At 40.7% G+C, this 24,639-nt stretch carries 23 protein-coding genes, 4 tRNA genes and 4 pseudogenes; 16 read left to right on the forward strand and 15 right to left on the reverse strand.

The features are described 5' to 3' along the window. Positions 1 to 112 precede the first annotated feature (112 nt). Positions 113 to 1,420 carry a glutamate-5-semialdehyde dehydrogenase gene (locus RMY63_RS05140; RefSeq protein WP_322727669.1) on the forward strand — a complete coding sequence of 436 codons (1,308 nt, stop codon included), beginning with the start codon at positions 113 to 115 and terminating at the stop codon, positions 1,418 to 1,420. A 261-nt stretch (positions 1,421 to 1,681) separates the two neighbouring features. Here RMY63_RS05140 and RMY63_RS41690 read toward each other — a convergent pair. Together RMY63_RS41690 and RMY63_RS05145 are read right to left on the reverse strand one after the other, a co-directional pair. After that, a pseudogene (locus RMY63_RS41690) lies at positions 1,682 to 1,828 on the reverse strand (GNAT family N-acetyltransferase); the annotation flags it as partial. A gap of 21 nt (positions 1,829 to 1,849) precedes the next feature. Next, positions 1,850 to 1,993, reverse strand: a complete 144-nt coding sequence (locus RMY63_RS05145; RefSeq protein WP_322727670.1) for a hypothetical protein — start codon at positions 1,991 to 1,993, stop codon at positions 1,850 to 1,852. 384 nt (positions 1,994 to 2,377) lie between these two features. On the opposite strand from RMY63_RS05145, the gene RMY63_RS05150 reads away from it, so the two are divergent. After that, positions 2,378 to 3,328: an L-lactate dehydrogenase gene (locus RMY63_RS05150; RefSeq protein WP_322727671.1), complete on the forward strand. Its 951-nt coding sequence runs from the start codon at positions 2,378 to 2,380 to the stop codon at positions 3,326 to 3,328. Between the two features lie 43 nt (positions 3,329 to 3,371). Here RMY63_RS05150 and RMY63_RS05155 read toward each other — a convergent pair. From RMY63_RS05155 to RMY63_RS05175, 4 genes and pseudogenes are all read right to left on the reverse strand, one after another. Next, positions 3,372 to 3,485 (reverse strand): annotated as a pseudogene (locus RMY63_RS05155) (chorismate-binding protein); the annotation flags it as partial. 11 nt (positions 3,486 to 3,496) lie between these two features. Next, on the reverse strand, positions 3,497 to 3,832 hold the full coding sequence (locus tag RMY63_RS05160) for a XisI protein (protein WP_322727672.1): 336 nt from the start codon (positions 3,830 to 3,832) through the stop codon (positions 3,497 to 3,499). Continuing rightward, positions 3,820 to 4,235 (reverse strand): annotated as a pseudogene (locus RMY63_RS05165) (element excision factor XisH family protein). The gene RMY63_RS05160 and the pseudogene RMY63_RS05165 overlap by 13 nt, the downstream one beginning before the upstream one ends. Before the next feature lie 19 nt (positions 4,236 to 4,254). Continuing rightward, entirely contained in the window at positions 4,255 to 5,670 is a 1,416-nt protein-coding gene (locus RMY63_RS05175) for an isochorismate synthase MenF (RefSeq protein ID WP_322727674.1), read from the reverse strand. Between the two features lie 310 nt (positions 5,671 to 5,980). Between RMY63_RS05175 and menA the strand changes: the two genes are divergently transcribed. The 3 genes from menA to RMY63_RS05190 are packed head-to-tail and all read left to right on the forward strand — an operon-like array spanning position 5,981 to position 9,372. Next, positions 5,981 to 6,877, forward strand: coding sequence for a 2-carboxy-1,4-naphthoquinone phytyltransferase (gene menA / locus RMY63_RS05180; protein ID WP_322727675.1), 897 nt, complete (start codon positions 5,981 to 5,983; stop codon positions 6,875 to 6,877). A gap of 51 nt (positions 6,878 to 6,928) precedes the next feature. After that, entirely contained in the window at positions 6,929 to 7,948 is a 1,020-nt protein-coding gene (locus tag RMY63_RS05185) for an o-succinylbenzoate synthase (RefSeq protein WP_322727676.1), read from the forward strand. Between the two features lie 23 nt (positions 7,949 to 7,971). Next, positions 7,972 to 9,372, forward strand: coding sequence for a 2-succinylbenzoate--CoA ligase (locus tag RMY63_RS05190; RefSeq protein WP_322727677.1), 1,401 nt, complete (start codon positions 7,972 to 7,974; stop codon positions 9,370 to 9,372). A 40-nt stretch (positions 9,373 to 9,412) separates the two neighbouring features. Here the strand turns inward: RMY63_RS05190 and RMY63_RS05195 are convergent, their stop codons facing one another. The 3 genes from RMY63_RS05195 to RMY63_RS05205 all read right to left on the reverse strand — a co-directional run bounded on the left by RMY63_RS05195 (position 9,413) and on the right by RMY63_RS05205 (position 10,746). Next, positions 9,413 to 9,856 (reverse strand): thioesterase family protein, encoded by a 444-nt coding sequence (locus RMY63_RS05195; protein ID WP_322727678.1) that lies wholly within the window; start codon positions 9,854 to 9,856, stop codon positions 9,413 to 9,415. 168 nt (positions 9,857 to 10,024) lie between these two features. Further along, on the reverse strand, positions 10,025 to 10,483 hold the full coding sequence (locus RMY63_RS05200; RefSeq protein WP_322727679.1) for a type II toxin-antitoxin system VapC family toxin: 459 nt from the start codon (positions 10,481 to 10,483) through the stop codon (positions 10,025 to 10,027). Continuing rightward, on the reverse strand, positions 10,480 to 10,746 hold the full coding sequence (locus tag RMY63_RS05205) for a FitA-like ribbon-helix-helix domain-containing protein (protein ID WP_322727680.1): 267 nt from the start codon (positions 10,744 to 10,746) through the stop codon (positions 10,480 to 10,482). The genes RMY63_RS05200 and RMY63_RS05205 overlap by 4 nt, the downstream gene beginning before the upstream one ends. Positions 10,747 to 10,921: 175 nt before the next feature. Between RMY63_RS05205 and RMY63_RS05210 the strand changes: the two genes are divergently transcribed. The 3 genes from RMY63_RS05210 to RMY63_RS05220 all read left to right on the forward strand — a co-directional run bounded on the left by RMY63_RS05210 (position 10,922) and on the right by RMY63_RS05220 (position 13,194). Then, positions 10,922 to 12,058, forward strand: coding sequence for a hypothetical protein (locus tag RMY63_RS05210; protein ID WP_322727681.1), 1,137 nt, complete (start codon positions 10,922 to 10,924; stop codon positions 12,056 to 12,058). 100 nt (positions 12,059 to 12,158) lie between these two features. Beyond that, positions 12,159 to 12,428 carry a hypothetical protein gene (locus tag RMY63_RS05215; RefSeq protein WP_322727682.1) on the forward strand — a complete coding sequence of 90 codons (270 nt, stop codon included), beginning with the start codon at positions 12,159 to 12,161 and terminating at the stop codon, positions 12,426 to 12,428. 7 nt (positions 12,429 to 12,435) lie between these two features. Beyond that, on the forward strand, positions 12,436 to 13,194 hold the full coding sequence (locus RMY63_RS05220; protein ID WP_322727683.1) for a hypothetical protein: 759 nt from the start codon (positions 12,436 to 12,438) through the stop codon (positions 13,192 to 13,194). A 78-nt stretch (positions 13,195 to 13,272) separates the two neighbouring features. On the opposite strand, the gene RMY63_RS05225 is transcribed toward RMY63_RS05220, so the two are convergent. Together RMY63_RS05225 and RMY63_RS05230 are read right to left on the reverse strand one after the other, a co-directional pair. After that, positions 13,273 to 13,357, reverse strand: a tRNA-Ser gene (locus RMY63_RS05225). Positions 13,358 to 13,488: 131 nt separating this feature from the next. Continuing rightward, complete coding sequence (locus tag RMY63_RS05230; RefSeq protein WP_322727684.1) at positions 13,489 to 14,409, reverse strand: TIGR04168 family protein; 921 nt, start codon at positions 14,407 to 14,409, stop codon at positions 13,489 to 13,491. 149 nt (positions 14,410 to 14,558) lie between these two features. On the opposite strand from RMY63_RS05230, the gene nadA reads away from it, so the two are divergent. The 3 genes from nadA (at position 14,559) to RMY63_RS05245 (ending at position 15,896) form a co-directional block, all read left to right on the forward strand. Next, a complete protein-coding gene (gene nadA, locus RMY63_RS05235) occupies positions 14,559 to 15,533 on the forward strand; it encodes a quinolinate synthase NadA (protein ID WP_322727685.1) in 975 nt (324 codons plus the stop codon). Between the two features lie 124 nt (positions 15,534 to 15,657). After that, positions 15,658 to 15,740 (forward strand) — tRNA-Tyr (locus tag RMY63_RS05240). A gap of 84 nt (positions 15,741 to 15,824) precedes the next feature. Beyond that, positions 15,825 to 15,896: transfer RNA gene (locus tag RMY63_RS05245), tRNA-Thr, on the forward strand. A gap of 283 nt (positions 15,897 to 16,179) precedes the next feature. Here the strand turns inward: RMY63_RS05245 and RMY63_RS05250 are convergent. Together RMY63_RS05250 and RMY63_RS05255 are read right to left on the reverse strand one after the other, a co-directional pair. After that, positions 16,180 to 16,368 carry a hypothetical protein gene (locus tag RMY63_RS05250; RefSeq protein ID WP_322727686.1) on the reverse strand — a complete coding sequence of 63 codons (189 nt, stop codon included), beginning with the start codon at positions 16,366 to 16,368 and terminating at the stop codon, positions 16,180 to 16,182. Positions 16,369 to 16,887: 519 nt separating this feature from the next. Beyond that, positions 16,888 to 17,388 carry a tyrosine-type recombinase/integrase gene (locus RMY63_RS05255; protein WP_322727687.1) on the reverse strand — a complete coding sequence of 167 codons (501 nt, stop codon included), beginning with the start codon at positions 17,386 to 17,388 and terminating at the stop codon, positions 16,888 to 16,890. On the opposite strand from RMY63_RS05255, the pseudogene RMY63_RS05260 reads away from it, so the two are divergent. After that, positions 17,344 to 17,781: pseudogene (locus tag RMY63_RS05260) on the forward strand (transposase); the annotation flags it as partial. The gene RMY63_RS05255 and the pseudogene RMY63_RS05260 overlap by 45 nt on opposite strands. Before the next feature lie 702 nt (positions 17,782 to 18,483). Here the strand turns inward: RMY63_RS05260 and RMY63_RS05265 are convergent. Then, positions 18,484 to 18,556, reverse strand: a tRNA-Arg gene (locus RMY63_RS05265). Between the two features lie 357 nt (positions 18,557 to 18,913). On the opposite strand from RMY63_RS05265, the gene RMY63_RS05270 reads away from it, so the two are divergent. From RMY63_RS05270 to RMY63_RS05285, 4 genes are all read left to right on the forward strand, one after another. Beyond that, positions 18,914 to 19,573 (forward strand): Npun_F0813 family protein, encoded by a 660-nt coding sequence (locus tag RMY63_RS05270; RefSeq protein ID WP_322727688.1) that lies wholly within the window; start codon positions 18,914 to 18,916, stop codon positions 19,571 to 19,573. Between the two features lie 142 nt (positions 19,574 to 19,715). Further along, positions 19,716 to 20,567 (forward strand): hypothetical protein, encoded by an 852-nt coding sequence (locus RMY63_RS05275; RefSeq protein WP_322727689.1) that lies wholly within the window; start codon positions 19,716 to 19,718, stop codon positions 20,565 to 20,567. A gap of 21 nt (positions 20,568 to 20,588) precedes the next feature. Next, entirely contained in the window at positions 20,589 to 21,593 is a 1,005-nt protein-coding gene (locus tag RMY63_RS05280) for a transposase (protein WP_322727690.1), read from the forward strand. A 417-nt stretch (positions 21,594 to 22,010) separates the two neighbouring features. After that, the gene (locus RMY63_RS05285; protein WP_322727691.1) at positions 22,011 to 23,603 is read left to right on the forward strand and encodes a gamma-glutamyltransferase family protein; all 1,593 of its coding nucleotides are present in this window, start codon (positions 22,011 to 22,013) and stop codon (positions 23,601 to 23,603) included. 4 nt (positions 23,604 to 23,607) lie between these two features. Here RMY63_RS05285 and RMY63_RS05290 read toward each other — a convergent pair whose 3' ends face one another. Next, positions 23,608 to 24,558: an ADP-ribosylglycohydrolase family protein gene (locus RMY63_RS05290; RefSeq protein ID WP_322727692.1), complete on the reverse strand. Its 951-nt coding sequence runs from the start codon at positions 24,556 to 24,558 to the stop codon at positions 23,608 to 23,610. Between the last annotated feature and the right edge of the window lie 81 nt (positions 24,559 to 24,639).

Here is a 24,639-nt window from a genome sequence, read left to right on the forward strand (position 1 = left end):
CACCCGATGAGAGTAATTATTGATTACCCAAATGGTTCACCCGATTGGAGGAAGACGAATGATGAACATAACCTGAGATTGATAAGATGAAGAAAAAGTAAAGATTTGTACTATGACTATTTTTGATATTGCTTCTCCCTTAATTACGATCGCAGGACAAACCCGCCAAGCTGCAAGTAAACTAGCAATTCTCTCCACTGAGGCCAAAAATCAAGCACTTGTTGCGATCGCTCAAGCTTTAGAATCAGCTAGAGATGAAATTTTACAAGCAAATGTTGCTGATTGTAAAGCTGCGACTGCTGAAGGAATTCCCCAACCACTTTATAAGCGCTTGCAGTTGGATGAACATAAATTAAGAGATGCGATCGCAGGGGTGCAAGATGTTGGTAAGCTAGCCGATCCAATTGGTAAAGTCCAGATTCACCGCGAACTTGACACTGGCTTAGTTCTAAAGCGCATCACTTGTCCTTTAGGTGTTTTGGGGATTATTTTTGAAGCCCGTCCAGAAGCAGCGATTCAAATTGTTTCCTTAGCAATCAAATCGGGAAATGGTGTAATCCTCAAATGTGGAAAGGAAGCAGTGCGTTCTTGTGAAGCGATAGTTAAGGCAATTAAACAGGGATTATCTCAAACTGCTGTTAACCCAGATGCGGTACACTTACTAACAACTAGAGAAGAAACTCTAGAACTTTTGAAATTAGATAAGTATGTAGATTTAATTATTCCTAGAGGTTCTAATTCCTTTGTCAGATTTGTACAAGAAAATACGCGCATTCCTGTACTAGGTCACGCCGACGGTATTTGTCATATTTATATAGATAAAACCGCCGATCTTTCTAAAGCAGTTCCGATTACTGTCGATGCAAAAGCGCAATATCCTGCTGTTTGTAATGCGATTGAAACTTTGCTAGTTCACCAATCAATTGCTAGAGAATTTTTACCGAAAGTTGCTGAGGCTTTGCAAGAACGCCATGTGGAATTAAGAGGTGATAAACACACCTTGGAAGTTTTACCTAACATCAAAACTGCAACAGAAATAGACTGGGAAACAGAATATAGCGATTTTATTTTGTCGATAAAGATTGTAGACTCTATAGAAGATGCGATCGCTCATATTAACGAATATGGTTCTCGTCATACCGATGCCATTATCTCTGAAAATTTAACATCTGTTGAAACTTTCTTTGGACTAGTAAATTCAGCAAATATATTTCACAATTGTTCTACCCGATTTTCTGATGGTTTCCGCTATGGTTTCGGCGCAGAAGTAGGAATTAGTACGCAACAAATGCCTCCCCGCGGCCCCGTTGGTTTAGAAGGATTAGTCACATACAAATATCAAATGACTGGCGATGGACATATTGTAGCTACTTACACCGGGGCGAATGCTAAAGCTTTTATTCATCAGGATTTGGTGTAAAAGATTCTCAAAATTATGGGCTTTAGTAACGCTAAAAATACACCGGATAAATCGGTGTATTTTTTATGTTAATAGTTTTTCTGAGTTGTCAAAGGTTTTAATTGGGCTATGCCATCGGTGATCATTTAAAAAAACCTCGTCAAAGGCTCCATTAGTGTATTGACTAATTACCTTGCTCCAAAAGGCTTGTGCACCTAAGTTAAAAGCAGTCTGCCGTACTTCCCAACTGCCAGTAAACTGGTCAAAAATGTGAGTAGCTACCTATTCACCAATGCCCTGACTTCGATATCTTCTGAGGATAAAGAACTCAGCAATAGACCTAGCATTGTTATCTCGATAAAGGTAAGTGTGCTGATTAATAAGTACAAACCCTGCCAGTTTATCATCAACTTTAACCAGAAATGGGTGTCGCTCAGGTTCTGTCCAATATTAATCAAGATATCGATAACCAAACAAGCCGTAGGTATCTACATCTTTAGCTTCTATTTCACTCAGGTCATACTGGTATAGTTCCATTAAATTACACAGCACTGACTTCTGTTGTTGAGTAGCTTTTACCACTTCGATTTTCATAAAGCATCTACTATACTGAAACTAAAACATAACGAGTACCAACGATTTAAACAATATCTCATATCCTAATTGGGAAGCATTGAAATCGATGTCAGATGACGACGTTGATTATTCTGAATATTCCCTTATTAAACAATGAGTTTTTTGAGAAGGCAATGTTGAGATTGCCAGAAACTCAAGCACAGAACTTAATTCAGATTGATCCAAAATGATAGCTTGGTTTCAATTCCAGGGTGTCGAACACAAAACATTCATCAATTCTGTCTTACGTCAACACATCAAATCTTTGAGACGAAGCAATCGCTTCAAGAATCTTGACTCGAAAGGGTTAGTTCGGGAGTTAACATTAACCTATCGGGCCAGTTACAAAAAAATAGATTTGGCATGAGTAACAAAATATCTAAGGTCGGTATTATTGGTGCGGGGAATGTGGGTGCAGATGTAGCAAATGCTTTAGTGCTACTCGGTAAATGTGTAACAGTCGTCCTTTTTGACCGAACTTTATCAAAAGCTGAGGGGCAAGCATGGGATATTGAAGACACCATTCCCCTACTTAAAGACATGGAGATTATAGCGTCAAATCAGTATGAAGATTTAGCGGATTCTGATATCATTGTTGTGACTGTTGGGGTGCAGCAAAAACAAGGACAAAGCCGATTAGATATATTGAGCGATAATGCAGAGATCGTGCGTTCAACAATAAAAGAATTGGATCGAGTTGCACCGAATTCAATCATACTTATTGTTAGCAATCCAGTGGATGTATTAACACGGATTGCGATAGCTAATTCCACAAGAGCAGAAAACCTAATTTTTGGTTCAGGAACCGTTCTTGATACAGCTAGACTGAGATATCAACTTGGTAAGCGACTGAACGTTAGTAAACAAGACGTTCGTGTTTATGTGATTGGAGAACATGGAGACAGTGAATTTGTTGTTTGGTCTAGTGCATTTATTGGGGTAATTGCATTAAGTGAATTTCCTATCCCACAAGGAGCAACGCTGGAAGAAATTCAGCAAGAGTACGCAGAGTTAACTCGTAAGCGAGGCTATAACATTTTTGAACGTAAAGGAAATACTAGCTATGGCATATCAATAGTAGTTTGTCAGTTAGTTGATACCATCCTGCGAAATGAAAAGCAGATATTTCCAGTATCAGCCAGAGCAGATTCTAAGTATGGAGTTGGTGGTGAAGTAGTTCTTGGACTTCCATGTATCATTAGCTCCCAAGGTATTGAGCGCCAACTGGTGTTACCAAGAAATGCTCATGAACAACGCTTATTAGAAGAGTCAGCCACCAAACTGAATGAAGCCTACAATTCTTTGGATAATTAAAATCAACTCAAATAGTCTGTTTAAAAACGTCTTTTTTTGAATGTTAAACTAACGCTTTCAGTAACGCCTGAAGTTTAAGTTGCACCTCTGCAAACTCTTTGTCAGGATCAGAGCCAGCCACGATACCAGCACCAGCATACAATCTCGCGCGATCGCCAGATTTAAAATTTATGTAACAGCAAAATCAGTATACTTTCTTATTTCGGTAGGTTGAAAGGCTAGAACGATACGATCTTTAGGAATGCCGACACTGACGAATTCGTTAGCAATACCATCTTCGGTACCATCTCTTTGAATCCAAATTTTATCTTTGATAATATCAATGTGGACAAGGCACCCATGTACCCGTTGTTTGTTTTCCCAGCCAAGTGTGAGTAGTAGGTAATGGTTTGCATTTTCATCAATAATTAGCTGTCTTTCTAGTTCTCCATGAGCATAGGGAAGTTGCGCATATTCGGTTAATATTTTTTCAATTATTTTGCGATAATTATCTAAGGTATCCATTTTAGAATCACCTCTAGTTCTGAATCGAAGACGAGTAAACAAAGACGCTGATTTTCTATCAATATCTTACCAATTGGTTCTTGGAACAATTCTGAGTATGTTTGTTGACGAATAACAAGATACAAGCGGCGGTCTGGTTCTAAGCGACTGAGAATATCGTAGTATAAAATATGTTGTCCCAGAGCCTTTTCTAAATCGGTTACTGGAGAAGCACTGATAAAGCTTTTAACTTCTACTGCTATTTTATGTCCGCTTTTCTCTGCTGCTATTAGCTTTGAGCACCTAAATCAATATATAAATCTCTTGTACCCCATCTTAAGATAAATGGATCATTGGTAATATGCCAACTCTCTTTTTCAAGGGCGTTTCTAACAGAATTGTGGTAAATATCTTTAGCTGGCATACAAGATTAGTAATTAACTTTAAACTAACGCTTTCAATAACGCCTGAAGTTTAAGCTGCACCTCTGCAAACTCCTTGTCAGGATCAGAGCCAGCCACGATACCAGCACCAGCATACAATCTCGCGCGATCGCCATCAATTAATGCTGAACGAATTCCCACAATAAACTCACAGTTCCCTTGAGAATCTATCCAACCTAAAGGTGCAGCATATAAACCCCTTTCAAAGTTTTCATAACGACGAATTTCAGCACAAGCTACATCTTGTGCTGCACCCGCAACGGCTGGCGTAGGATGCAATTGTCCAACAATCTTTAATGGGTGTATGTCAGCAGGAACCATAGCACTGATTGGTGTCCATAAATGCTGGATATTCGATAATTGTCGCAGCCGTGGTGCTAATATTTGCGGTAATAAACCTAACTGGGATAGGCGTTGTGTAATGAAATCAAGCACTAGGGAATGTTCGTGCTTTTCTTTTTCACTATTTAGTAAGCGATTGGCATTAGTTGCATCTTCAGCAGGGGTTTTACCTCGTGGTGCAGAACCAGCTAAAGCATCAGTGATTAACTGTTGATTATTAATACTAATTAATCTTTCTGGACTTGCACCAATAAAATTTTGCCCTTTGCCATTACTTGTACAAAAAATATAACAATTAGGATGGTTTTGTCTAAGATTATTTAATGATTTAACTAAGTCAAAGTAGTTGCTTGACTTGACATCTAATATATCTGCTAAGACAATTTTGCTTAAATGGCTAGACCGAATTTTTTCTAAAGCAGATACTACTGAACGTTTAAATTGTGTAGCATTCGTTACAGATTTTTTATAGAAATTTCTTCGGAAGTAATCAATATTAGCAGAGTAATATTCTAAAGATTGGATAAATTCAATTTTGTTTTGGATATTTTCCAACAATTTTTCAATATTTACATTTGCATTGATAATTATATTTGTTACTAATATGCAACGCTGATTTTTTACGGCTACTTGCCAACATGGAAGAAAAATGGTAGCAGATGGAAATGGATAATCTACTTGGGCATTTTTATCAAAAAAGCTGAAATAACAAAAAAAGTGAGGCCCAGAAAAAGGTTGGTTTGCGTTACCAAAATTAATTATATTTTTTAGACAAGATTTGATAAAATATTCTGCTTGACTAAAACGGTCTGAGCCATCAATCTGCAATTTTGCTACAGCATCAATTGCTGCGATCGCTTCTCCTTTACCTCTGTCCTCAAAGTAAAAATTTATTTCATTTGCTTGTGTAAGTTTATCCAATACAAGTAAAGGGTCAACTAAATCAATTTCTTGGGAGATACTGACAATTTGTTTGCAATCATTTTTGACGCACTTTTCTTGCACTGCTACCAGAAATTGATATAAATCTTTGTGCTCTACAAAGAAGTTGCTACGACATGGTAAAACTGTCATGGATTTAACGATAGTAAATTTTTTTTAAGTTAACTTCCTAAAGTGTAATTAATCGTGGTCGTATTTTTACAGGTAATATATTAAGTTGCCATTTCACCAGCGTAGGGTTTGCCTTATTTGTGGTGTTCTCAGACTATGATAAGACAGTTTAAGCCTGAGACTGCAACGTGAGGGTGAGTGTTAATAACACAAAGTTAACAAGCCATAGTAAAAGTGACAGTTGTTTGTATATCATCCATATCTAACGTCTCTTGAAATCATAAAATCTCAAGTGTGAGTAATATTCCGGTAATTTAATTAATCACAACTGATGACTACCAAGCAAATTTTATATCCCAACACCAAGTTATGGATGGCAGCGATTAAACCGCCAATGTATAGCGTTGCCATTATGCCCATTTGGGTAGGAACAGCAGTAGCATTTGCCGAAACTAAAATTTTCAATGGTGTAGTCTTTTCTACTTTTGTAGCTGCGGCAATCTTAATTATTGCCTGGGAAAATATCAGTAATGATGTGTTTGATTCCGAAACAGGTATCGATCAAAATAAGCACCATTCTCTGGTGAACTTAACAGGCAATAAAGCATTAATATTTTGGATAGGAAATTTGTGTTTAGGTTTGGGGTTGCTGGGCATACTAGCGATCGCCTTTTGGCAACATGACCTAACTGTTATCGGTATAATTTTACTGTGCTGCGGTTTAGGCTATACGTACCAAGGGCCTCCCTTTCGCTTAGGATATCAGGGTTTAGGCGAGATTATTTGCTTTTTTGCTTTTGGCCCATTAGCAGTGGAGGCAGCATATTACAGCCAAACCCAAACTTGGTCAATGACAAGTTTAGCAGCCTCAGTGATTGTTGGGATTGCCACAACCTTAATTTTGTTTTGCTCGCACTTTCACCAAGTTAAGGATGACATAGCCGCAGGCAAGCGATCGCCTATCGTCCGTCTCGGAACAGCAAAAGGTGCTCAACTTTTAGTTTTGTTTACTGGTAGCATTTATCCCCTCACCTTGCTGTTTGTGCTATTGGGGATTTTTCCAGTTTGGACGTTACTAAGTTGGGTAAGTTTACCCTTTGCCTTCAAATTATGCCGCCACGTCCAAGAAAATCACAATCAGCCTGACAAAGTTAGTAACTGTAAATTCATCGCTGTAGCCGTGCATTTCTGGGCTTGCTTGCTGTTGGGATTGGGATTTATGCTTTAGTTGGGCATTCAGCATGGAGCATTGGAGTAGAGGGAGAATGACAAATGACTAATGACTAATGACTACAGATTTGAATTTCGTCCTTATCAGCGAAGATTTTTGCGATCGCTTACCACTAATCATGGTAAGTGGGATATTCGTGAAGGTATTATCCTCCGTCTTACCGATGAATCAGGTAAAGTCGGCTGGGGAGAAATCGCCCCTATTAGCTGGTTCGGTTCTGAAACCCTAGAACAAGCCTTAGATTTTTGTTGTCAACTCTCAGGAGAAATCACAGAAGAAACGATTTTTTCCATTTCAGATGAGTTACCTGCTTGTCAATTTGGCTTTGAGTCAGCGTGGGAGATGGGGAGTGAGGGAGGTGGGGGAGATGAGGGAGATGAGGGAGATGAGGGAGATAATTTTATAACTCCTAACTCTTGTACAGACGCGATTAATCGCGTCTCTACTCCTAACTCTTCACTCCTCTACAGCGGCTTATTACCAGCGGGGAAAGCGGCTTTGAATCAATGGGAAACCTTATGGCAAAAGGGATATCGCACGTTTAAGTGGAAAATTGGTGTGGATGCGATCGCTGATGAACTAGAAATTTTTGAGTCACTGATACACACCTTACCAGCCTTTACCAAACTGCGATTAGACGCTAACGGTGGACTCACCTATGAAGAAGCTAACTTATGGCTGTGGACTTGCGACAATCTCAAGACAAATCCAGAACTAGCCCTAGAAATTGAATTTATCGAACAACCGCTACCTGTTGAACAATTTCAGCAGATGTTGAAATTGAGTACAAGTTATGAAACTGCGATCGCTTTAGATGAATCTGTTGCCACACTTGGGCAACTTGCTGCTTGTCATCAACAAGGTTGGCGAGGGATTTTTGTCATCAAGCCTGGGATAGTGGGATCACCATCTCGTCTGAGAAAGTTTTGCCATCAGTATCAAATTGATGCTGTATTTTCGTCAGTATTTGAAACTGCGATCGCTAGACTTGCAGCACTCAAACTAGCAGCCGAATTATCCCAAAACAACAGAGCAATTGGTTTTGGTATCGACCATTTTTTTGAATAAAAAGAAACGTGGTTTCAAACTTTATGGAACGACCTTTAGACTGTCTTAATAACCTGGATCGGGATAATTGGCTTATCGGTTATAACAACCGTCAATTTAATCAAATAGCTCAAGAATTATATTTAGAACTAACACAACTATCAGCGTGTGGAACATCACCAAAAATTATCTTAGCCGAACGCGAACCATTACGATTTTTAGCAAGTTTTATTGCCGCTTGTGCAGCGAATTGTCCAGTTTTTCTTTGTAACCCCGATTGGGGAACACAAGAATGGCAACAAGTCTTTGATTTAGTAAAACCAGATATTATTTGGGGAATAGGGAGTGAAGATTGGGAAGAAAAGACTACCCTTTCTCCCTCATCCTCCTCATCTCCCTCATCTCCCCACTCCCCACTCATAATGATTCCCACTGGTGGTTCATCGGGACAGATTAAATTTGCCATCCACACTTGGGAAACTCTCATAGCATCGGTACAAGGATTTACAGAATACTTTCAACTAAAACAAGTCAATTCTTTTTGCATATTGCCGCTATATCACGTTAGTGGTTTAATGCAATTTATGCGCTCTTTCACCACTGGAGGTAAACTAGCTATTATACCATTCAAAGGAGTAGAAGCAGGTCAAACATTAAATATTAAACAGTCAGAATTTTTCATATCTTTAGTACCAACACAGTTACAACGCCTCCTAGAAAATCTAGAATTAACTGAATGGCTAACCCAATTTAATACTGTACTTTTAGGAGGTGCGCCAGCATGGAATGAATTACTAGAAAAAGCCAGATTTCATCGCATCCGGTTAGCACCTACCTATGGCATGACAGAAACCGCCTCTCAAATTGCTACCCTCAAACCTGATGATTTTCTCGGCGGTAAAATTAGCAGTGGTCAAATTCTTCCCCATGCAAAAGTAACTATTCGCAATCAGCAAGGCGAGATTTTAAATTCCACTCAAATAGGAAATATTACTATTCAGGCTCAATCTTTAGCCCGTGGTTACTATCCGATACCCAGAGAAAATCAAGCTGATTTCCAAGTAGACGATTTAGGTTTTTTAGATGCTCAAGGTCATTTAAATATTGTCGGACGTAACAGCGATAAAATAATTACAGGTGGAGAAAATATTTATCCAACAGAGATTGAATCAGCTATACAAGCAACTGAAATGGTTGCTGATATTTGTGTCATCGGCATCCCAGATAAACAGTGGGGACAAGCATTAACAGCAATTTATATTCCCAAACAATCAGATACCTCTGCCTTAAAAATCCAAACTCTACTTAAAGACAAACTCAGCAAATTTAAAATCCCTAAATATTGGATTCCGCAGCAAAACTTACCCCGTAACTCACAAGGAAAAATTAACCGCCAACAGCTACAGCAAATAGCCACAGAATTCCTGCAAAACCCCATCACATAATCTCTCTCGACCTTCTTCTCTCTGCGTCGCGCCAGTTGCTTCAAGTCGGGGAACCCGCCCAACGCACTGGCTTCTCTGCGTCTCTGCGGTTCGTTTCCAACCACTGAATAATCTCATCAGGTAATTCCTGCTTACTTCTACTATTTGCATCAATACAAACATGCCTAGTAATAGCCTTAGCAACTATCACCTCAGCTACTGTAATTTCGTAACTAATTTCAAACTTCTCAACACCTATTTTTTGAGGAATTAAGCTAATCAGCAACTTATCCCCGACAAACATAGGGCGCAAAAAATCCACACTAGCATGAACAATAGGAAACCCCACAGATGGATTAGTAAAAAAATCTTTGAGATTAATACTTGATGCTTCTAAAGATTCTTCGTAAGCCTCATGGCAAATGCCCAAAACGTTAGCAAAATAAACTACCCCAGCAGCATCAGTATCTTGAAAGCGAACCGTGCGGTTATAAGTAAAAGGCATTTTTGACAATTGAATATTAAAAAACAGCAGGTTTATTCCCTGCTTTACAAACTAATTTTATTGCAACTAAGTAAATCGGTGATAAAAATTCAATTACCCCAGTTCTGAGTTTGTATCAATTTGTTTAGCCTCATCCAATGCTTTGGGGCTAAGAAAGAGCGGTTGCTTTTACATTGACTCCAACGGCGGAACCTCGAAGTCATTAAACGAGCAAACATTGTAAGACGAAGCGGCTATTGCCTTTACCAGCTTACCGTCGAGAGTTAGCAAAGTAGCATTAACCTGCTGTGAAAGTGCAACATAAGAGCCATCGTAGGCGGAGATTCCATAATTTAATGCGATCGTAACTGCATCCGCCATCAAATCAGCTGTGGAGACAACACGCAACGGAAAAGCTTTGAGGGTGGCTAAATCTGTCTGAACCTCAGCAGCAGTGTACATCTTTGCACGGACGTACTTCAATAAGGCGTTAGCACACTCAATGTAAAAGAGGTCTGGAACAAATATTTCCGTCTGTGGATTGGCAAAATGGTCAAAAAGCTGATTAACTTTGGCAGTTAGTGGATCAGCGATAAAATACTTGATACACACACTGGTATCTAACACGCATCTTAAAGGGGTAGTCATCTGTCGCGGTCTTCTCGAATAATTTCAGTACTATCAGGTAATCCGAAGTCTGCTGGATTCACACGGCGACGCTGACGACTTTCTTCTAGAACTTTAAGTACATTCTGTCGTTTATGGTCTTCTATTTGCTGTGCTTCAGTTTTCAAAGCTTGCTCTAACAGAGTTATAACTTGGGCGTTAATGGAACGATGTTCAGATGCCGCTAACTCTTGCAGTTTTGCATACAAATCATCGGGTAAATTTCTTACATAAAGAGTAGCCATCGCTTTACCTCAAAGTAGAATTTATCAAAATGATAGCACTATGCAAGCAAAAGGAGGAGCGATCGCTTTTGAAACAAATATCAAAACTAAATACTTAAAGTAGACGCTATCTTAGTATGCTCTGAGTGCTAATATCACTTCCACTTAGTAAAATTGAACTCCTCAAAAAAATTCTATGAGCATTAACGCTTTTGTGGATTATGGCTTACCTTCTGGCAGAGATTTTTGCGTACAATTTTTGTCTAGTTCGGAGTTTAAGGCTGCAACCCTCAGAGAAATTGCTCCGTCAGCTACGAGTAAAGAAAAGAAAGAAAAAATAGCTTTATACATAGCTGATTCTCTTGAAACGGGTGAACTTACTACACACAAAGTTCTACTAGCGTATGTCAAGCAGCCAAGGATGTGGTTGAGCATCAAGCAAGGACAGAGTGCCCATACACCTAGTTTAAAGTCGCCCGCTTTGCTATTAAGAGAATTTGGTGAAGAGGGCTGGTATGGCCCTATTCAAGAGACTATGGGATTAAAGAAATGGTATATTCGCACCTATAAGATTCCTGATTACATCCGCAGGAAGACTGGTGAAACTAGTCAATTTGAGGAATGCAATATTCGGTGGTCTGTCATTGCTGAGGTTGGTCATAATTATGTTGCTTTATCATGGGAAGGCTTCTCATTTACTCCACGCAGTGATGAACACACAGAGAAATCAACGCAGTTTCCTTTCTGGTTGTATATTCCGGCATTCTTCGATCAATTAGCTGATTATCTGCAAGGTCAATGGGTTCACCCCAATCTTCCTCGTTTAGTTCTGCATGAAATGTGGAACAAATATCTCAACAAATCTATCAATGATTTTCACTATAAATGGCAGCACTTGCGGATAAGAGCAGAATCTGCCGGGGTGGCTTTGAATGCTCATAGTTCTGGAGTACGCGAAATTGATGCGAGTGGGTTACAGGCACTCTCTCGACAATTAGCTGAGTCTGCACTAGAGACACTTGGCTTTACAGATGATATAGAGAAAATCAGTAATGTTGAAAATGCCCTTTTGCGTACTCTGCTCAAAGAATGGGGTACTAAATCTTATGAATTTAGTCTAGACAGAGAAGTCAATTTGAGGGAAGCTGACACTGAAGGTTCAAAAACCAAAGCCCAATTAGAAAAGCTTTTCAAAGCACATTGTTACTTTGGACTCAAACCCGGTTCTAAAACCCAAGATTCTCTTCAGCACCTAAAATGCCATTCAGGATATTATGGAGGGAGTACTGGTGTACTAAAGTTTCTTCTAAAGGAACTTGGACTTCGAGGCTAAGGCAATGGTCAGCTTGATTTGTAAAGGACGTTTAGATTTCCTATCTGGTGAGCAAAGAGCTGAACTGAGTAGGCACTTTCAGAAACCATCAAAAACGGCTATGCCACACCAGCTTGCCGTCAGATTGGGATTGGAATACTTTGAAGCGCTTGCAGTCATAGCTGTTCTCGAAGCTGAGGGACTCTGTGAAAATCAGCTTCTCATTTATCACAACTGTGACCCAGATGTGCCAGCAGGGTCAATTCCCTATGGTCAAGGCTTTCCCAATTTGCCTTGGGTTTGTCCATTTTGCGAAAAGAGTGTTGAAGACTACAATGAATTGTCCTTTGATATTATGGCAAAGTCTATGCATTCAATCGAATTTCTCTAATTAAGGTATGCTCAGTCAAGAAGAGTTAGTTCAATCAGCTCTCGATACTCTGGTACTTCTTAACAGAGACGACCCAGCATCAGATAAGTTAGCATCTTTTTTGTACACCGTAAAAGACCCAAGACTTTCAAAATATCTAGAACAACTCAAAGACTTTACACAACTGAAAAATCCTACACTTCCACAAAGTAAACAAGCTGGTGAGTTGCTTGAGCAAATTGTCTGTCTTGTCTTTCGTGGACTTCAAGGAGCCACAAGCTTCAAGAGCTTTCAGTCAGCAGGGCCTCAATACGACTTTCTAGTTAGTGGAGATCAACTAGCTTGGTTATATGTTTGTAATCAGCTCTATCTTAAAGAGAATCAAAGAGGCATAGTTGTTGAAGCAAAGGCAACCAAAGATCGCTTGCCTGACAAACAGTTTGCTCGACTATGCAGCATCTTAGACTTAAATCTCTCAAGCACAGTCGGACTGGGAATATTTTTTACACTGAACGGAGCAGCAGGCTTTCCTCAATCAGGTGATACTAGACAGAGGGCAATCAGTGACTGTAGATTACGTCAAGTAATTTTTCATGCTAAGACTCAAAAAAGAATAGTTGTCTTAGACAAAAATGACATTTTTGAGTTAGGTATAAATGGTTCTCTAATTCAGATCCTTGTTAGAAAAATCCGAGATTTAGACCAACTGAGCGGTCTTCCAACTCCATCAGTTGAGCAAACAGAGGAAATAGATTTGCCTGATCACTTAAACCAACTATGGGTGTGATACAAAATTTTGTATCAGCTTCCTGCTGAACTACTAAGCAATAGCTATTAACCAATATCTAATTTTCAAACTATTCAACGGAGAGGGGGAGATTCGAACTCCCGGAGGTTTTAGCCTCATCCGATTTCAAGTCGGACGCAATCGACCACTCTGCCACCTCTCCAGTAAATCTGTCTAGCTTGTGCTTAACCTACTTTCAGTCGCTATTCAGGCGCTTTTGTTGGTTAGCACCAAAGCTGACAGATCATACTATACCCTATCATCTACGCAGATTGCACTACCGAATGCGAATGTCTACGACACAATACGCGATCGCTCATACAAAATTTCCCCCTTAGCCACCTGAAAGTCATTCCCCACCCAAACGAGGGACACTTGCGAAACCACACCCGCCTCTAAGGAGACAATGGAAAAATTACGCAACTTCTCGCTGTCATTTTCCACAATCCTGGGGACACTAGCCGCATTTAAGTAAATTGTCCCCTCTGGACTTCTAAAGATGGGCTTGCGCTGCACCTTTTTGGTATGGCGTAAATCTCGGTGCATGTGACCAAATGTCACCAGAGGAATGGTTTTACCAGCAGTCAAGGCTTGAGAAATCGCCTCGCCCAAATCTGGATCTCCAAAGTCGCCACCAATTGGATGCCAGTCTTTGCCGCAGGGGTCTTCGGGGCGATCGCCTAACCCACTAGGCCCATTGTGACCCAAAAATATAATTGTCTCGTAAGCGGCGCTTTTGACTGCTTTGAAGATGCGATCGGCGGATTCTTCCAAACTTGTCACACCGTAACGTTCTTGACAGATTTCCGCGAATTTCCACTCTGGGCCACCCCAGGTAAAGGGACGACCCCCCACTACAGTTAAATTCCAAGCGGGAAAATCCAACTTACTGTAACCGACATGGGACGGGCCTAATAAATCGAGTTGTTCCTGTACCCAGTCTTCCTTAGAGCGGTCATAAGGAGCCTTTTTGCGTCCCCATTCGGTGGCGGTGTACCAAGCATCGTGGTTGCCCATCACGGCTGCTTTGGGAATATCGAGAGATGCGATCGCTCTGACCACTTCCACTGACTCGTTGCCAAAATCCCCGACAAACAGCACTAAGTCAACACCCAAATGCTTGAGTGCAACGCCATCTTCCACTTCCCATTGGTCGTGAATATCTCCAACTACAGCAATTTTGAGGTTTATCGATTGAGTTTTCTGACTGGTCATGCCACTTTCCTTGCCGTCTATCTCCAGGATATGAAACTCAGCCCGATTTGGACACAACCCCAAAATATCAACCGTCCACTATTTTTGGTAAAAACTACTATAATTGAATCCACAGGACATAAATTTGCAACATAAAGCACCCCTAAACTGTGTTTACCACTGCATTAGCTCAACGAGAAAACACCCAACTGGGTGAACTACCACTAGATTTGTTTGCGGCGATTGAGAGTCTCAAAAAAGAACTCAACGCAGTTATCCTGGCACATTATTATCAAGAGCCAGATATTCAGGATATTGCCGACTTTATTGGGGATTCATTACAACTGGCAAGAGCCGCCGAAAAAACCAATGCGGATGCGATAGTCTTTGCTGGTGTTCACTTCATGGCAGAAACAGCAAAGATACTTAATCCCGATAAATTAGTACTTTTACCAGATTTGGATGCTGGTTGTTCTTTAGCAGACAGTTGTCCACCAGACGAATTCGCAGCTTTTAAAGCAGCGCATCCAGATCATCTAGTGGTATCTTACATCAACTGCTCTGCTGATATCAAGGCGATGAGCGATATTATTTGCACCAGTTCCAATGCTGTCAAGATTGTAGAGCAGATACCAAAGGAACAGCCGATTATTTTTGCCCCAGATCGGAATTTAGGGCGCTATGTGATGGAAGAAACTGGACGAGATTTGGTGCTATGGCAAGGTAGCTGTGTTGTCCATGAAACCTTTTCGGAAAAGAAAATTGTCCAGTTAAAAATTACCCATCCAGAAGCAGAGGCGATCGCGCACCCAGAATGTGAAAGTAGTGTATTGCGCCATGCCAGCTTTATTGGCTCCACAGCCGCTTTACTCAAGTATTGTCAAAACAGCCCCACCAAAGAATTTATCGTTGCTACGGAGCCTGGAATCATTCACCAAATGCAAAAATTAGCTCCTGACAAGCATTTTATTCCTGCCCCACCCATGAATAATTGTGCTTGTAACGAATGTCCGTTTATGCGATTAAACACCCTAGAAAAGCTCTACTGGGCAATGAAAAATCGTACTCCCGAAATTACCATGTCAGAGGATATTCGGCTTGCTGCACTGCTACCAATGCAACGAATGCTGGAGATGAGCGTGTAACCAGTATTTTTTATCTATAAGGTAGAGACGCGGTTTTGTTGCGCTCTCTACCCGCAAGTGATTTTTTGTAATCACTTGCTATTTATGAAACTTAGTGCTAAGATTTTAAATCGTGAGACAAATCGGGTCGGTGTCCGAGTGGTTAATGGAGACGGACTGTAAATCCGTTGGCTAGCGCCTACGCTGGTTCAAATCCAGCCCGGCCCACCTCTTACGAATTAATAAGTTATAATAGCTGGGTATTAGTAAAAATCCCAGCATTCTAACTTTAAGAGACAAAAACTATCTTTCGCCCGTGTGGCTCAGTGGTAGAGCACACCCTTGGTAAGGGTGAGGTCACGAGTTCAATCCTCGTCACGGGCTTATGCCAGATCAATCTAGCAGTCCTAAAGTACCTTAGCTTGTCCTAAGACTGTCCTAAAGTTTAAGACAGTTTAAGCTACTTGGCAATGGTTCAAATCTTCCCGTTTACCAAAGCTTTAGCCACTCTGGGGCCACCTAGTCAACTACAGGGTTACTGTAATGCTACTTTTCAATCATTAACGATTAAGGGTAGACTGAGTTTTACCAAAGTCTACCCTCAGAATCCATCAGATAGCGTAAACGTATTTGATTATTGCCTTATTAACCTTCTTCCTCCTGGGGGTTAGATTCCACCACTCCGCGATTTTAGTCTCACGGTAAAAATCATCGACCATAGGGTTCCGTCCCATTCCCAACCTGGCTTCTCCATCTCTTCTAGGATTCTGTCGAGAACCTTATCGATTACGGTAACGTAAACCTCACGAGTAGCTACAGGGGATACTGAGGAGCCTTGTAATGCTAGATTAGACATGATATTATATTCCTAAGATTCAAACATTTACTTTGAATACCGGGGATAGGTGCGAACTATTTCCGGTATTTGCTTTTACTACTTAGACGAGGGTTTATTCAAACACCTCATAACCATGTATTGATTAAGAGATATTAGCTCACCGATTTGTTGGCAATACTCAAAATGTTCTCTTTTAAGTGTTTCATAATCTTCATCTGAGAACCTAACCGATATCGACTTACCCATAACCCCTCGCTTTTCATATATCCAATATATCTGATGAATACACTAGCTATATCAGTAAATATAGAAATGTTTTTGTATATTTAGTTACTAGAAAACTAACTCAATGCTATATATGGTGGCAATCAGAAATCTACCCTAAAACACTAGAGTTTTTATCTGGTAAGGTTTACGCAACAGTTTTAGCTGAACATAAATCCCTGAAAAGGGATCTTAAGTAGCCTTTTGGTAATCATAGAAAAATCCCCCAGTATTCCTGAGAGATTAAGCTGATATTCAATGGTTGTATTTTTACTAGATAGGAATATCAGGTAAATCTGGTCTATTAATCATGTGCCCGTAAGTCTTCATTACCATTGTTGTATCTGTGTGGCCTAACAAGTATGCTACCCCTGTTAAAGACATTTTTTGTTCTATGGCATGACTAGCCATTGTATGCCTAGTGGTGTAAGTAGTCCTATAAGGCACACCTTGCTTTTCTAGTACTACTGCCCAATAACGCTCACGAAAGTTGTCGGCATCTATTGTGCCACCTTTAGGCCCAGTAAAAATCAGGGTATCTAAAGTGTCCCCAGGCTTCTTAAGGCATAACAAAAGTGCCCTAAGTCCCTCAGACATATTAATATATCTTATATTCCCGGTTTTTGTCCCTTTACGTGATCTGGTATAACCATTACCCAAAGGGTCTATGGGTAGACTTTCCTTTATTATGATTTCGTTTTTGATGAAATCTATGTGTTTCCACTGTAGCCCGATAGCCTCTGCTGTTCTGACCCCTGTGGCTACAGTCTCCAAGGAAAACGCTTTTATGATTTCAAGTCAGGTCGGAGAACGGGGCAAGTTAATATGATTGCGGCATTGTGTGCCCAGCAGTTGCTTGCACCATTCACCATTGAGGGAGCAAGGAAGCGCCAAGTCTTTGAGACGTGGTTAGAAGTATGCTTGATTCCGGCATTAAAACCAGGGCAGAAGTTGGTGATTGACAACGCTACCTTTCACAAAGGTGGACGCATTGACCAACTGGTGCAAGCTGCTGGTTCGTAGTCGCGTACTTGCCACCTTACTCTCCTGATTTAAATAAAATTGAGCGGGGAAAAGTCTTGGCTAAAAAGTCGTATCCGCAAGCAACTGGAGTACTTTCCTACCTTGCGAACGGCGATGGAGCATGTTCTGAGTTTAGTGTCCTAATTAACCTGGCGCTTGCTATATCCCTCTTCTGTCACTTTCCGAAAACATTTGTCATTTCTGAATTCTAGAGCTTTTGTATAGCAAGCGTAGGCGTAGCCCGCCGCAGGCATCGCGCGATTATTCTCTAATAACCCAAGTTGCTAGTTACTCTTACGAGCGATCGCATTGCTCCGATTAAGCAATAAAATGCCCTCCAAGAAGAAAATTAGGAGGGCTATATGCTAAACGAAATAATTGCCATATATGCTATCACGGACGACCTGTTAAAGGCTATTGGACACAAAGAAGATTGTCGTCGAGCCATGAACGACGCAGAAATTATGACAACGGCTATCTGCGCGGCAATGTTCTTTAATGGGAATCATAGTAAGGCTTGTAGCTATATGAAAGACCATAACTTGATATCGAATATGTTAGAAAAGTCACGATTTAACCGGAGATTACACAGTGTCTCAATGTTAATTAACGACTTGTTTCATCAAGTGGGAACGATCCTGAAAGAGATTAGTGATGACACTGAATATCTTTTAGACTCATTTCCCGTACCCATCTGCGACAACATTCGGATCTTTAATGTAAAAATCATCCAGTCGGCACAGTATAGGGGTTACATAGCATCGAAAAAACGTTACTTTTATGGTATTAGGGTGCAGTTATTAACGACCAAAAAAGGCTTCTTTAAGGTTCTATATTTCCTTAAAACGAGCGCGGCAGGGTTCGAACCTGCGACCAACGGATTAGAAATCCGTGGCTCTATCCACTGAGCTACGCGCCCAACATAAATTAATGGCTCCCAAAGGAGTCATCTACACTATTATATCGTTTTCACCTACCAAGAAGCAATCGAAAATTGCAGATTTACCACTAGCAAGGCTAAGATGCTAGTCGCTAGTTAGTTAATCTACACCGAAAACGAAATAGATGGGGTATTGGTTTAGATATATTGAGTTGTCAACGGGTTATTTGCCTGTTAGCGCCACCCTCCTCTGGGCGGCTACCTTCAAGAAGGATCTGGCGATCGCTAGGCTCATTTCCACAGTATGCTAGGTAATTTCAGCCTTGGCGATGCTGCCAAATGCCATTATATATTCCATATTAAGAATGCCCCTGTGAGGAGTTATTTGCTAGTGCCATGTTTATTCTCAAACGGCAGGATGTTGAAATATCAAGCATTCAGCACCCGAAACGGGATCAGCAGGTGCCGATCCTAGATTATCAAGGGCAGACTTTTCGCTTGATTAGTGTCTTCAAAGCTAGTCAAGAAGAAGAAGCTAGAGCCTTATGGAGAGAATTAACGGATAACCGGGGTAAAGCCTGTGTTTTACTGGAGGAACCGGAACGCTTTAGCGTTTGGGGTAAAATCCGTTTAGAGCAGCTGGATAGTGATACAGGTAGTCATGGCAAAACGGCGATTTTAATCCAAGCCAGTATTTTGCTGTTGCAAGGTGTTTCTATCGATATTGAAGAGTTTTTAGGTGCTAGGCAAGCTGCCTTATTTGAAAAAGATATTGCCGAGGTATTTAAGCAGAAGCAATTTCCCCAAACATCCTCCCTAGAAGCAGTGAAATATTTGGTATCTACTAATCCTTTGCCGACAGCCAAAATACCTGATTGGCAAGAAAATCATGTAGTTATCCTGTTACAAGAACTGCATCGATTAGGAAAAGCCTATTTTGGCAACGCCAATTTTACCAAACAAGTGATTTATAAGCTAGAAGATATGCCAGAAGCCGAGCGATCGCTGTTTCTCAGTTGGCTAAATCAATCGCCTCTGGGTAAACTATGGCAGTAGCATGGAAATTTTTTTACAAAATTCCTGCCATTGGCACTTGCTTTTGGTGTCAGATTGTGTATTTCCTGACAGATACACTGCTAGATATACAGTCCTCTAACTCAAAATACTGCCAGAGTGCATCTACATAAGTCTTGATCCTATGAATAACTCTTACGAGAATTCGTTTCTTTCTAAATCCATTTTTACCACTCAGAACATTGTCTTAGCTAATATTGGCTGGGCCGTACTGGCACTGCTATACTTTTTGTTATTTAGTGCCAAAGTTCCCGGAGCCGATGGCATAGAAAGCCGAGCCGAGTGGTATGTGATTGGCACAAATATTTTTGAAGCCTTAGCTTATTTGGGCGCCGGTATCTTATGCTTGAGAAACTGGCTTAGTCCGCAAATCGTCAGTGGTCGGAATGTTTGGCTCTCTATTGGCTTAGGTATGCTTTCCTATTTCGTTGGAGGGATAATTTTCGGGTATACGGAAATAGTTTTAAAAGAAGAACCGGATGTGTCTTTAGGCGATATATTTTTTGTATTGAGTTATCTGTTACTTGGCGCAGGCATGATTTTAGCTGTGGCTTCCAGGCGAATCAATCTGGAAAAATGGCAGTGGCTAATTGTGTTAGCAATTGCAGTATTCGGTAGTTTGTTGGCATGGTGGATTTCTATGCAACAGGAAACACCCTCAGAACAGCTAGTCGCTATTTTGAATTGGTTTTACGTAGTTAGCGATGTGGTTTTGTTAATTATTGCTACCATCCTGCTACTAGCCTTTTGGGGGGGAAGAGTTTCCCAGTCTTGGCGAATGATTGCAGCGGCGGCCTTTTCGCTCTACATTGCAGATATGTGGTTTAAATACGCCCAAGGCCCCAATTATCAAAGTGGGGAGATATTAGAAGTGTTTTGGGTGTTTAGTGGAGTGTTATTTGGCATGGGCGCTGTCTTAGAATATGACGCATCACTAAGACGAACACGGCGTACCAGCGGACGGAAACGAGCTTAGTAAGGATTTTTGGTATCTACCGTGAGAAAATTAACAGACTCTGACAAGCAAGAAATTCTTAAGTTATATCGAGAGACTGCCGAAACAACCTCAACTTTGGCAGACCGCTATGGTGTGAGTAACTCGACGATTAGTCGCCTGCTCAAAAGCACTTTGCCAGAGGATGAGTATGAATACTTGGTCTCTTTAAAGCGGGCTGCCAGAACTCCTGAAGGAAGGGCACAGGTAAGCTATGAGCAGTTACCCCTGCTGAGTCAACCAGAACCAGAGCCGGAGATAGAAGTTCTACCCAGCGAAAGCCAACCCTTGGAAGTGCCAAAGGTTGAGCCATTACCACGTAAGATAATTCGTGTAGAGCAGGAACTTTACTCAGAGGAAACAGCGGAGTCAATTGCTGCTAGTAGACGAGTGCGGCGACGCGGTTCGGCGACGGAGAAACCCAAACTCCGAGTCACAGAGAAATTAGAAACTCCAGAGCCAAAGCCGCCGGAAATAGTCAGCATTCCCATCTCACCGCTAAAGAATGAACATCCAGGAGCGGCTGTCATCGCGCAGATGCTGGGCGAAGATTTGCTCGACGAATCAGAGGATTTGGATGATTTAGAAGATGATGATTTAGAAGATGATGACTTTGAGGAAGAAGACTTTGATGATGATGACCTAGATGAGCAAAGACCTTTAGTTACAAGAAGAAGACCAGGTGAAGCATCAGTTGAAGTTTTACCTCTGTCAATAGCCAATTTGCCCAAAACTTGCTATTTGGTAATTGACCGTTCCTCAGAATTAATTACGCGACCTCTGAAGGACTTTGGTGACTTGGGACAAATTCCCAGCCTGGAAACCCAGCAAAGAACTCTGCCGGTGTTTGATAACCATCGCGTCGCCAAGCGTTTTTCTACAAAGCGCGATCGCGTGATTAAAGTTCCAGATAGTAAAATGCTCCATAAAGCTCGTACTCATCTACAAGCTAAGGGCATCACACGACTGCTAATCGATGGTCAAGTCTATTCGTTGTCTACGGTTTAGGAGTTAGCAGTTGGAGTAGAGCATCGATTCAGTAATTAAAAGCAAGGCTGTTTCATGTTTGCATCCATGATTTTTCATCCCCTAGATGGTTGTAATTTTACATCTTTTAGGAAATGAAACAGCGTTGCCCTACCACCTGTGAGAGGTTAGAGCGATTGCACATTTGTCAAAAACATAACGAAAGTAGCGGTAATTCATGAATTACCGCTACGCAATAATCAGGTTTTCAGGCACATCTTGCGTAAGTCCTGTCTTGGTTTTGTTTTGCAGCAAAGTATTTAATAGGGTCAAGGGTCTTGCCTTGATCATAGGCAACGCTGAAATGATAAAGTCTTCGGTAAATCATTTCCAAAGAAATGTGGTCAAATGGTAAAGCATTAGTGACATGGCAAAAAAATATTACTACAGAGCCATTTTATGGAGTTCAATCTCAATCATTATCCTTACCATTCCCACCGTCGAGTTATTTTAGGCAAAAAATATGCTGTTGCTACTAGTCAACATTTAGCAACCCTAGCAGGAATAGAAATGTTTTTAGCAGGAGGAAATGCAGTTGATGCTGCCGTTGCCACTGCGATTGCTTTAACCGTTGTTGAACCTACTTCAAATGGAATTGGTTCAGATGCGTTTGCGATTATTTGGGATGGAAAATTACATGGTCTCAATGCTTCTGGAAGAAGTCCTCAACAGCTGAATTTAAAATCATACTTAGGTATGGAAAAAATTCCTCAATTAGGATGGTTATCTGTAACTGTTCCTGGAGCAGTTTCTGCTTGGTATGAATTATGGAATCAGTGGGGAAAATTACCGTTTGAACAACTATTTACTCCAGCAATCCGTTATGCAGAAAGTGGGTTTTCTTTGTCTCCCATAACTGCACAAAATTGGCAACGTCAAGAAAATATTTATCTATCTCTAAATTCTCCAGAATTTCAGCCGTTCAAACAAGTATTTTTCCCTAATGATCGTGCTCCTAAAACAGGAGAAATATGGGGGAGTTTATGGTTTGCAGAAACATTAAAAGAAATTGCTAATAGTGGAGGAGAAAGCTTTTATCGAGGAAAATTAGCAGCTGCGATCGCTAATTTTTCTGCTGACACAGGAGGATGTTTAACAACAACTGATTTAGCCAATCATCAACCCATTTGGTGCGATCCAATCTCAACTCAATACAAGCAATTACAAGTGTGGGAAATCCCTCCCAATGGGCAAGGAATTGCTGCATTAATGGCACTAAATATTTTAGAAGGCTTGAAAATCGAAAAATATGCTCGTGATTCAACCGAAAGTTTCCACTATCAAATTGAAGCGATGAAACTTGCTTTCGCTGATGTTTATTCTCATGTTTGCGATCCAGATTTGATGAAGGTTTCTGTTAATCAGCTACTAGATAAAAATTATGCTATACAGCGTCAATCCTTAATCGAAGATACAGCAATTACTCTAGCTAATACAGGATTAACTCAAGGAGGAACTGTTTATTTATGTACTGCCGATCCAGATTTAATGGTATCCTTTATTCAATCTAACTATGAAGGATTTGGTAGCGGTATTTTAATACCTGAAACTGGAATTTCTTTACAATGTCGGGCAGCAGGATTTACTTTACAAGAGGGACATCCTAATCAAGTTGCACCACAAAAACTTCCATTTCATACTATTATCCCCGGTTTTCTCACTAAAGATAATCAACCTTTAGGACCTTTTGGGGTTATGGGTGCACCAATGCAACCACAAGGACACTTACAAATGGTAGTTAATTTATCTGACTATCAAATGAATCCTCAAGCTGCTTTAGATGCACCTAGATGGCGATTTTTACAAGGCAATAAGATCCTTTTAGAAAAGGGTGTAAGTTCTGAAATTATTGAAGGCTTAAGAAAGCGAGGTCATAATCAAGAAATTGCTTCTGAAATCATGTTTGGTAAAGGTCAAATGATTCTAAGACATAATGGAGTGTTAGTTGCTGCTTCTGAATCTCGTTCTGATGGTTTAGCATTAGCATATTAAGCACTTAGCACTGAGTTTGGTAAACAGCTCTTGCAAAACGTTCTGCCAAGTAAATAATGTCTTGTTTACGAACAATTTGGTTCATCCATTTTTGAGGAATATTTTCCACCCCATAGTAAATTCCCGCTAACCCACCAGTGACGGCGGCCGTAGTATCGGTATCTCCACCTAAGTTGACAGCTTTCAATACTGCTTCAGAATAAGACGAGCTATTTAACAAACACCACAGAGATGACTCTAAGGTATCAATTACATAGCCACCAGAATTAATCTCTTCTACTGGTATCTTGGCAATCTCACCACTCAAAACTCTGCCAAAATGCGGCTTCTCTAACAAAAATTCTCGCACAGAATACATTGTTTGAATATCTTGCAATCCTTGTATATAAGCTGTTTGAGGGTCAGCCCCTTCCAAGAGCGCCACTGCAATACTAATATAAATGCCACAGGCCATTTGCGATCGCGCATGGGCATGGGTAATGGAAGAAACTTGATGTACCCGCGCAATCAATTCATCCAGAGTTAAATTTTTGTGACAATAAGCCATCGGCAAGATTCTCATCAAAGAACCATTGCCATTACTATTTTCACTAGTACCACCTGCTTTCAGGGGTGGAGTTCCTTGTTTCCAGTTCACAATTGCTAAAAATGTGGTGTTACCAATATCAAATACTTCGCCTTGAGGAGTCCAGTAACTTTCGTGATACCAGCGCCAGAAGGAATTAGCAATCGCATCTAGTGAAAATCCATGACAAAGACATTCTGCCAAGCAAAAGGTCAGCGAACTGTCATCTGACCACGTACCAGCAGGAACATCCCAAGTTCCATAACCCAACATAGATATGACTGGGGATTTTACTCGTTCAGCGCGGCTGGTGAACTCCACTGGCACACCCAATGCATCACCAACACATAAACCCATCAAACCAGACAACGTTTTTGCAGAAGTTAGCATTGTTCAACCAGCATGAAACTTTTCTACAACTGATTTTACTTGCGAAAAGCTACTGATTAAATAATTGGTATAATTTCTAAT

The organism is Nostoc sp. ChiQUE01b (genome assembly GCF_034531255.1).
Classification (GTDB): domain Bacteria; phylum Cyanobacteriota; class Cyanobacteriia; order Cyanobacteriales; family Nostocaceae; genus Nostoc.